The sequence below is a fragment of the Streptomyces mesophilus genome, assembly GCF_011044995.1.
Taxonomy (GTDB): Bacteria; Actinomycetota; Actinomycetes; order Streptomycetales; family Streptomycetaceae; genus Streptomyces; species Streptomyces mesophilus.
Window position 1 is genome coordinate 1 of record NZ_JAAKZW010000294.1, and the last position, 8,714, is coordinate 8,714.

Annotated in this window: 9 protein-coding genes; 2 read left to right on the forward strand and 7 right to left on the reverse strand. The window is 71.7% G+C overall.

Translation table 11 applies throughout. From position 1 onward, the window contains the following. Nucleotides 1–28: 28 nt before the first annotated feature. From G6045_RS36915 to G6045_RS36945, 7 genes are all read right to left on the reverse strand, one after another. Nucleotides 29–1,066 carry an NAD-dependent epimerase/dehydratase family protein gene (locus tag G6045_RS36915; RefSeq protein ID WP_165336605.1) on the reverse strand — a complete coding sequence of 346 codons (1,038 nt, stop codon included), beginning with the start codon at nt 1,064–1,066 and terminating at the stop codon, nt 29–31. A 142-nt stretch (nt 1,067–1,208) separates the two neighbouring features. Next, nucleotides 1,209–2,219 carry a proline racemase family protein gene (locus tag G6045_RS36920; protein ID WP_165336606.1) on the reverse strand — a complete coding sequence of 337 codons (1,011 nt, stop codon included), beginning with the start codon at nt 2,217–2,219 and terminating at the stop codon, nt 1,209–1,211. 1 nt (nt 2,220) lies between these two features. Further along, nucleotides 2,221–3,144 (reverse strand): dihydrodipicolinate synthase family protein, encoded by a 924-nt coding sequence (locus G6045_RS36925; RefSeq protein ID WP_165336607.1) that lies wholly within the window; start codon nt 3,142–3,144, stop codon nt 2,221–2,223. Nucleotides 3,145–3,242: 98 nt separating this feature from the next. Continuing rightward, nucleotides 3,243–4,586: an FAD/NAD(P)-binding oxidoreductase gene (locus tag G6045_RS36930; protein ID WP_328708040.1), complete on the reverse strand. Its 1,344-nt coding sequence runs from the start codon at nt 4,584–4,586 to the stop codon at nt 3,243–3,245. After that, the gene (locus tag G6045_RS36935) at nt 4,583–4,840 is read right to left on the reverse strand and encodes a (2Fe-2S)-binding protein (protein ID WP_165336608.1); all 258 of its coding nucleotides are present in this window, start codon (nt 4,838–4,840) and stop codon (nt 4,583–4,585) included. Before G6045_RS36935 ends, G6045_RS36930 begins: the two co-directional genes overlap by 4 nt. A gap of 28 nt (nt 4,841–4,868) precedes the next feature. Next, nucleotides 4,869–6,056: an NAD(P)/FAD-dependent oxidoreductase gene (locus G6045_RS36940; protein ID WP_206344681.1), complete on the reverse strand. Its 1,188-nt coding sequence runs from the start codon at nt 6,054–6,056 to the stop codon at nt 4,869–4,871. A gap of 61 nt (nt 6,057–6,117) precedes the next feature. Beyond that, nucleotides 6,118–6,741 carry a helix-turn-helix domain-containing protein gene (locus tag G6045_RS36945; RefSeq protein WP_165336609.1) on the reverse strand — a complete coding sequence of 208 codons (624 nt, stop codon included), beginning with the start codon at nt 6,739–6,741 and terminating at the stop codon, nt 6,118–6,120. A gap of 95 nt (nt 6,742–6,836) precedes the next feature. On the opposite strand from G6045_RS36945, the gene G6045_RS36950 reads away from it, so the two are divergent. Together G6045_RS36950 and G6045_RS36955 are read left to right on the forward strand one after the other, a co-directional pair. Beyond that, nucleotides 6,837–7,547 carry a HEAT repeat domain-containing protein gene (locus G6045_RS36950; RefSeq protein ID WP_328708041.1) on the forward strand — a complete coding sequence of 237 codons (711 nt, stop codon included), beginning with the start codon at nt 6,837–6,839 and terminating at the stop codon, nt 7,545–7,547. Nucleotides 7,548–7,612: 65 nt separating this feature from the next. Then, on the forward strand, nt 7,613–8,620 hold the full coding sequence (locus G6045_RS36955) for a MerR family transcriptional regulator (RefSeq protein WP_165336613.1): 1,008 nt from the start codon (nt 7,613–7,615) through the stop codon (nt 8,618–8,620). Nucleotides 8,621–8,714 lie beyond the last annotated feature (94 nt).

Sequence of the window (8,714 nt, forward strand, 5' to 3'; positions counted from 1 at the left end):
GGCATCCGGGTGGACATACGGGCGGACATCAGAAGCGACCGTCCCTGCGCTCGAACTTGGTCGGTTTGTCCCAGGTCTCGCCGCCCGCAAGCAGCCAGTTCGCCTGAAGGTCGATGAGGGCGCCGAGCGGCAGGTCCGGATAGCCGAACAGGCCATGGCAGAGCGTCGCGTCGCTCAGCAGACTGGTGGCGGGCGGCTCACCGGTGAACCGGGTGGTGACAGCGAGGCGTTCACCGAGCCGCTCGGCGAGGACGCGTACGCTCGCGGTTTCCGGGCCGGTGAGATTGAGCGTGAAGGCCTCGTCCGCGCTCGCTCGGCCGAGGCAGCGCAGGACGACTTCGTTGGCGTAGCGCTGCCAGACCACGTTCACCGCACCCGTGGACAGGTCGACCGCGTCGCCCCGCAGGAGTGTCCGGGCCAGGTCGGCGAGGACCCCGTAGCGGGGCTCGCAGGCGTAGTTGAGGCGGATGAGGGCGACCGGGGTGCCGAAGGTGCGTGCGGCGTGCCGGAAGACCTGTTCGCGGCCCAGGCAGGTGATCGCGTAGTCGCCCTGCGGGTCGGTCGGGTCGCTCTCCCGGGGACTCCCGGCGGTCGGCGCGGCCAGCCCGTACACGTTGCCGGTGGACAGGGCCACGATCCGGGCGGCGGGAAAGCGGCGGGTGACGTAGGCGGGCAGCACGGTGTTCGTCATCCATGCCTGATCAGGAGCCGACGCGGTGCCGAATTTCGCGCCGACCAAGTGGACGACCGCGGCGGCATCGGGAAGGTCGCCGACCGCTGCCGGATCGGAAAGGTCGGCGCGCAGGGTCCGTACACCCTGCTTTTCCAGATACGTGGCGAGCCCGCCGTCCGTCCAGCGCGATACGGCGACCACCTCGATATCGGTGCGGCCCGCCGACTCGAGTGCCCGGCGCGCCATCACCGCTATTCCCGTCCCCGTCTTGCCCCCGGCACCGAGCACGAGCAGGCGACCGGCCGGCCACGCGGTGGCCTCGGCGGCCAATTCCGCGCCAGGGCGCGCGAGTTCGTCCTCCAGTTCCGTCACGGACCGGGGCAGGACATTCATTGCGGACCCCCACACGCTCTGAATTCATCCCTTCAATGGAATGAATTTCTCGAATGAATTGAGCTGGGGCCAAGAAAACATGGGGTTATCCGGCAACACAAGGGATGATCAGGGGAATGAATTCTGCAATCCATCCCGTTCCTCAGAGCGTGAATCCGCGCGGGAACGGGTCGTCCGGGTCGAGGAGGTACTGCCCCATGCCGGTGATCCAGGCGGAGCCGGTCACCGTGGGGATCTGGGCGGGAAGGCCGCCCACCGTGGTCTCCTCGACGAGGCGGCCGGTGAAGCGGGTGCCCAGGAGGGATTCGTTGACGAAGTCCTGGTTCAGGGCGAGTTGGCCGCGTGCGTGCAGTTGTGCCATACGGGCCGAGGTGCCGGTGCCGCAGGGTGAGCGGTCGAACCAGCCGGGGTGGATGGCCATCGCGTTGCGTGCGTCGCTGCCGTTCTCACCGGGGGCGACGAGCTGGACGTGCTTGCAGCCGTTGAGGGAAGGGTCGGCCGGGTGGACAGGCCGGTTCTGTTCGTTGATGGCGTCCATGATGGCCAGGCCCGCGGTGAGCATGCGGTCCTTGGCCTCCGGATCGCTGCGGTCGAAGGGGATGCCGAGGTCCGCGATCGGAAGGATGGCGTAGAAGTTCCCGCCGTACGCCATGTCGTACGTGACCGTGCCCAGGCTCGGGACGTCGGCCTTCGCGTCCAACTGCAGGGCGAACGAGGGCACGTTGCGGATCGTCACCGCGGTGGCCCGGCCGTCCTCGACCGCCACCTGGGCGACGACGAGTCCGGCCGGGGTGTCGAGACGGACCTCGGTCACCGGTTCGGTGACCTCGACCATGCCGGTCTCCACCAGGACCGTCGCGACCCCGATGGTGCCGTGGCCGCACATGGGCAGACAGCCGGAGACCTCGATGTACAGGACGCCGTAGTCGGCGTCGGGCCGGGTGGGCGGTTGCAGGATCGCTCCGCTCATCGCGGCGTGTCCGCGGGGTTCGTTGACGAAGAACTCGCGTATGTGGTCGAGGTGTTCGGTGAAGTACGTGCGGCGCTCGGCCATGGTCGCACCGGGGATGACGCCCATGCCGCCGGTGACGACGCGGGTCGGCATGCCTTCGGTGTGCGAGTCGACGGCGGAGAAGTACCGGGAGGCGCGCATCTCAGGCACCCACCGTCTGCTCGGCGAGGTGGTCGACGGCTCGTTTCATGTCCGCGTCGAGCGCGGCCAGTTGGTCGCCGGTGAGCGGGCCGCGGGGCGGCCGGCAGGGGCCGCCGTAGCGGCCGACGAGGTCCATGCCGTGCTTGATGGCCTGGACGAACTCGGTACGCGAGTCCCAGCGGAAGGCCGCGACCAGCGGTTCGTACAGGGCGCGGGCCTCGTCGAGCCTGCCGTCGAGGGCGAGTTGGTAGAGCCGTACGGATTCGGCGGGGAAGACGTTGGGGAAGCCCGCGAACCAGCCGGTGGCGCCCATCAGGAGCGCCTCGAGCACCAGGTCGTCGGCCCCCGCGACGACGGTGAGGTCCGGCGCCTTCTCCCGTATCTCCAGGATCCTGCGTACGTCACCGGAGAATTCCTTCACCGCCACCACGTTGTCGATCGCGGCGATCTCCGCGACGACCTCGGGTGTCAGGTCGACCTTGGTGTCGATCGGGTTGTTGTACGCCATCACCGGCAGGCCGGCGCTCGCGACCTGCTCGAAGTGGTGGATCACTTCGGAGGTGTTGGCCCGGTACATCGTCGGCGGCAGGCACAGCACCCCGTGCGCACCGTCCTCGGCGGCCTTCTCGGCCCAGGCCCGGGCCTGGTGCGCTCCGACGCCGTGCACGCCGACCACCACGATCCCGTCGCCGCCGACCGCCTCGAGCGCGGTACGGGCCACGGCCCTGCGCTCGTCGTCGGTCAGCGAGGAGTACTCGCCGAGGGACCCGTTGGGCCCGACACCTCGGCAGCCGTTGTCGATGAGCCAGCGGCAGTGCTCCGCGTACCGGTCGAGGTCGACGCGGAGTCCGGCGGGGGCGCTCGGGTCCTGGGCGTAGGGCAGCGCGGTCGCCACGATGACCCCGTCGAGCTTCTCCTGTGTCATGCGCCATCTCCTTTGCTGGTACGGGAGTTACTGCCACCGGTACGGGAGTTACTCCGGCTGGTACGGGCGTTGCCGGCAAGGCACCGGAAGCGCCGGGCCTATAGCGCTTCGGGCTGTGGGCCCGGGTCCTCGGCGAGCTCGCCGAGGCGGAGCGGTGCGGCGATCGGGCGGCGGGCGAACGTGGCGGCGGCGTCCTGGATGCCGGTGAGCTCGGCGACCGCGCGGCCACAGATCCGCCCTTGGCACGGGCCGAGACCCGCGCGGGTGACGAGCTTGAGCGAGCGGCCGCCGTAAGCCTCGCGCTCGCGGGCGGCAGCACACAGCTCCCCGTACGGGACCTCTTCACAGCGGCACACGAGGGTGTCCTCCCGCAGCCAGCTGCGCCAGCCGTCCCGTACGGGATGGGCGGCGTCCAGCGCGGCGGCGAACCGGCGGCCCGTACGGGCCTTGCGCAGCGCGCGGACAGGTGGTGCCGGGCGGGCGCCGAGCAGCCGGGCCGCACTGGCGCCGGCGATCGTGCCCTCGGCGGCGGAGAGTTCTGCTCCGCCGATGCCGGTGAGCTCGCCGGCCGCGAACACACCGCGTACGGAGGTGGCTTGGGCGACGTCGACGGCGACGAAGCCGCCGGCGAGCGCGCAGCGTGCCGCGACGGCGAGTTCGAGCTGCGGAGTGAACCCGAAACCGACGCACACGGCATCGACCTCGACGCGGCGCGAACTGCCGGGTACCACGGTCCAGTCGGGGTTGAGACGGGCCGCCGTTACCGCTTCGACGCGGTCGGTTCCGTGCGCTTCGACCACGGCGGTTCGGCGGCGGTACGGGACGCGATGGCGCGCCAACAGTGCAGCGTGGCCTGCCAGTTCGCCCAGTTTTCCCGTACCGGCCAGCAGACCGCCGGGGCGGGCGAGCCAGCCGGTGACGGGCTCGCCCGCCTCCAGCACACCGACCACCCGCGCCCCGACATCGAGCAGCGACCGCGCCACCGGCAGCAGGAACGGTCCGGTGCCGGCGAGCAGCACCCGCTCCCCCACCCGTACGCCCTGCCCCTTCGCCAATGCCTGCGCGGCACCGGCCGTGAAGACGCCGGGCAGGTCCCAGCCGGGGAAGGGCAGCGCCCGGTCGTACGCGCCGGTGGCAAGCACCAGGGCCGGGGTGTCGACGCTGCGGCCGGTCCTGCCCGGCCCGTCGGCAGGACCGGTGCGCACATGCACCCGGTGCCCGCCCGCCACGGGTTCGAGCGCCCACACGACCGAGTCCCCCAGGTACTCGACACCGGACGGAAGCGTGAACCGCTCCGTGCCCGCGCGGGAGTCCTGCCGGTGGTACTGGCCGCCCAGCCGTGCGCCCGAGTCGACCAGCAGCACCTCGACGCCGGCCGCGCCGGCTGCCCGTGCGGCCGCCATCCCGGCGGGTCCGCCGCCCACGACAACGACCCGGCTCACGACGGCAGTTCCGCACCGTGCTGGGCCCGGATGTCGTCGCCGTCGCGGACGAGCCGCTGACACGCCCGTACATCCGCGATGCCGTTGACCACGACCAGACAGTCGAAACACACACCGATCCCGCAGAAGACGCCACGCGGCCGGCCACCGTCTCTGGTCGTACGCCACGACGTGACGCCCGCGCCGAGCAGCACACCCGCCACGGTCTGGCCCTCGACCGCCACGGTCTCCTTGCCGTCGATGAGCACCTTCACGCGGCCCCCTCCCCCTCGATGAGCACCTTCACGCGGCCCTCTCCCCCTCGATGACAGCCGGCCGGTCCACGCGGAACGGCTCCGGATCGACCTCGGGCACCGCTCCCGTGTACAGGTCGGCGAGCAGCCGCCCGGTGGCCGCCGCGAGTCCGATGCCCGCGCCTTCATGTCCGGTCGCGTGCCACAGGCCGGGCAGCCGAGGGTCGGCGCCGATCACGGGCAGATGATCGGGCGCGTACGGTCGGAAGCCCCCGTACGCCCGCATCACCGGCACACCGGCGAGGACGGGGAACAGGGCGACGGCCTTACGGGCCAACTCGCGCAGTACGTCGACGCGTACGGTCTCGTCGAAGCCGACGCGCTCGCGGCTGGAGCCGATGAGCACCGTGCCCGCGCGGGTCGACTCGACCACGGTCGAGGTCTGCAGATCGGCGTCCGAGCTGGCGACCGCACCGACGTAGTCGGCGTCGTACACCTTGCGCCGGACGGTTCCCGCGGGCAGCGGACCGGTCACGAGGATCATGCCGCGCCGCGGGAGCACCGTGATCGGCGCCCCGGCCCGGGCGGCGAACGAACCCGCCCACGGGCCACAGGCGTTGACCACCGCACGGCAGGCGAGGGTGCCGTCATCGGTGCGTACGCCGCTGACCCGGCCGGCGGCGTCCCGCGTCACACCGCGCGCCGCCGTGCCGGCGCGGACTTCACCGCCGCGGGCACGCACCGCGGCGAGCAGCGTGGTGGCCGCGAGCACCGGCTGGAGTTGGGCGTCCTCGGGGTAGTGGACGGCGGCGGTGACGCCCCGGGTGAGGTGGGGCTCGAGCTGCGCGGCCGCTTCCGGGGTGAGCTCGTCCGCGCTGATGCCGACGGCGCGCTGCGCGGCCGCGAAGTGCGCCAGGGGCGCGGCGGCCTCCTCCGTGGTCGCGACCACCAGGCCACCCTTTGCCTCCCACTCTGCCTCGGCCAACGTGGGGCCGAGCTCTTCGCGCAGCGCGGCGAGCAGGTCGGGCCAGCGGCGGCGGGAGGCGCGGGCGAGTTCCAGCTCGGGACCCGGCGCCTTGTCGGAGACCAGCACATTGCCCTCGCCCGCGGCGGTCGTGCCGCCGGCGATCCCCGCGCGGTCGAGGACCGTCACCTTCAGGCCGGACGCACTGAGCGCCTCCGCGCAGGCGGCGCCGATCACGCCGGCACCCACGACCACGATGTCGGGGGACACCATCCACCCCACTCCCGTTCATTTCAATGAACGGTGCGAGCGTAGAAAGGAGTTGGCGACGCGGTCAACCCTTCGCACGCCCCGGCTTGCGCGGCGCGGGGATCCCACACGATCCACCGAGCGCGGGCGGCCCCGCGTCGGCCGGGTACTCCAGCATCAGGACGGAGACGACCGACCCGCCGACGGTCTCGTAAATGTGCGGCCTCCCGGCGTCGAAGCACACGTAGTCGCCGGGCCCCAGTTCGTACGGCGCATCCGGCGGACCCACTCTGAGCTGGCCCGATGTCACCACGACATGCTCGCGCCCCGGGTGTCCCGCGGAGTGCTGGACCTCCCCCGGGCGCACCCGCTGGTCGTAGAGCTCGATCGCCTTGTCGGTGATGTCCATACGGCGCAGCATCCGCAGGTCGACGGCGTTGCTGCTGAGCACCTCGAGTCCGCCGGAGCGCACGAGGACCACGTCCGGGTCGGTGCGCTCCGTCAGCAGCGTGGAGACCGGAACCCCGAGAGCGTTCGACAAGCTGAACACCGTCTCGATCGTGGGGTTGCCCGTACCGGACTCCAACTGCGACAACGTCCCCTTGGCGATGCCCGACTCCCGGGCCAGGGCGGACAGCGTGAGCCCCGCCTGTTCCCGCAGTACGCGAAGGTTCGCCCCCAGCACCCGGCCTGCGTGTTCCCGGACCACCCGACCTCCTCGGCTCCTGTGCGCAGGAGGCTACCTGGCCGCTCGGGCGGCACGAAGGGTGTGGCCTTGACCGCGACGGGTTTGACCTTGACACGGTGACAAGGTCTTGGCTCGTCGACGAGGAGGTGATCTCGTTGACGATCACAGGACAGAACACCGAAGGAACACGAGTGCTCAAGGCGCTCGAGGACAGCTGTTCCTCCGTACGGCTGCGGGCCGCCCTCGCGGCCGGTTCGGCGCCCGAGCCGCGCTTCGTGGACACGCTCGTCCAGCGCTGTGCGATCGAACCCGAGTTCTTCGTACGGGACATGCTGACCTGGGCACTCACCCGCCACCCGGTGTCCCTGACCCTGCCATCTCTGGTGACCGAGCTCGGATCGGCGCATGCGCAGGCACGCAGCCAGGCGCTGCACACCCTGTCCAAGCTCGGGGACCGGCGCGCGTGGCCGGCGATCACACGAGACCTGCTGACCGAGGCCGAGGACGAGGTGGCGCGCAGCGCCTGGCGGGCCGCGGTGGTGCTCGTACCGGAAGGAGAGGAGCCGGGTCTGGCCACGCTGCTTGCGACACAGCTCGGGCGCGGCGGGCGGGAGACGCAATTGAGCCTCAGCCGGGCCATGGTCGCGCTGGGAGACAGGTCCGAGCCGGCGCTGCGGGCGGCGGTGACAGCGACAGCGACCGACGGGGGCGTACGCACGCATGCGCTGGCCACACTGCGGCTGCTGCGCGACCCGGACGCCGGATTCGAGTTCGCCGTCGAGGAGGCGAAACGCGTCGTCGCCCTCCAGGACCGGCCAGGGGAATGACCGGCGGACGAGGAGAATGACCGGCGGACCAGGAGAATGACCGGTGGACCGGGAGAATGACCCGCATGTTGATCGGCGAGGTGGCACGGCGCTCCGGAGTCAGCGCCCGCATGCTCCGGCACTACGAGTCACTCGGTCTGCTGCGGCCTTCGGCCCGCACCGGCACCGGCTACCGGGAGTACTCCGGCGAGGACATCCGGCGGATCTTCCACATCGAGAGCCTGCGGTCGCTGGGTCTTTCGCTGCGCGAGATCGGGCGCGCGCTCGACGATCCGGGCTTCACGCCCACGACGCTGGTCGGCGATCTCATCGAGCAGACCAGGGAACGCATCACGGCCGAGACCGAGTTGCTCACGCGCCTGCAGCGGATCGATGGGGCCGGTCCGGAGAGTTGGGAGGCGGTGCTCCAAGTGGTCGGGCTGCTGCAGGCGTTGGGGTCGAAGAGTGCCGACACCCGTCAGCGCGCGGCTCTGACCTCCGGCGAAGACGCGCCGGTGCCGAAGGAGGCCTTGGTCGAGGCGGCGCTGACCGAAACCGACCCCAACGTCGCCGGCGCCCTGCGCTGGGCGCTCGCCCGCTCGGGCGAGGACGTCACGGCGCTGCTGGCCGAAGGACTGCGCTCACCGGCTGCCGCGGTGCGCGAACGCGCGGTCCAGTGCCTCGCCGCGCTGACCCGCGAGGATGCCACCACCGAGCTGCGCCACGCTCTCGCGGACGCCGACCCGGCGGTGCGCGGACGTGCCGCCCTCGCCCTCGGGACGCGCGGCGAGACCCGGGCGATCCCGGTACTCATCGACATGATCGCGCAGGGAGTTCGCGACACCGATGCCGCCGACGCCCTGAGCACGCTGGCGTCCGACACCGCCACGGCCGAGCAGCTCGCGGGCCTCCTCGTCGAACGCCTCGGCGACACGGCCACCCCGGCGGCCGCGCGCGGCCGGCTCACGCAGGCCTTGGCGGGCATTCCCGGCCCGACGGCCGACCACGCGCTCGCGGACCTGTCCGACGACAAGGACCGTGCGGTGGCGGTGACGGCCGCGTATCTGGTGCGGCTGCGGGCGTCGTCAGGGTGAGCGTCGGGGGTGCGCGGTAAGCGCGGGGGTTACACATTGGGCGCCGGCGGCCGGGCCGCCAAGCTGCCAGACCCCGAGGCCAGAGCCCCGATCC

Bases quoted from the DNA above. Each gene is read 5' to 3' on its own strand.
- G6045_RS36940 (WP_206344681.1), bottom strand. From the start codon at position 6,056: ATGGTGTCCCCCGACATCGTGGTCGTGGGTGCCGGCGTGATCGGCGCC.
- G6045_RS36955 (WP_165336613.1), top strand. From the start codon at position 7,613: ATGTTGATCGGCGAGGTGGCACGGCGCTCCGGAGTCAGCGCCCGCATG.
- G6045_RS36925 (WP_165336607.1), bottom strand. From the start codon at position 3,144: ATGACACAGGAGAAGCTCGACGGGGTCATCGTGGCGACCGCGCTGCCC.
- G6045_RS36920 (WP_165336606.1), bottom strand. From the start codon at position 2,219: ATGCGCGCCTCCCGGTACTTCTCCGCCGTCGACTCGCACACCGAAGGC.
- G6045_RS36915 (WP_165336605.1), bottom strand. From the start codon at position 1,066: ATGAATGTCCTGCCCCGGTCCGTGACGGAACTGGAGGACGAACTCGCG.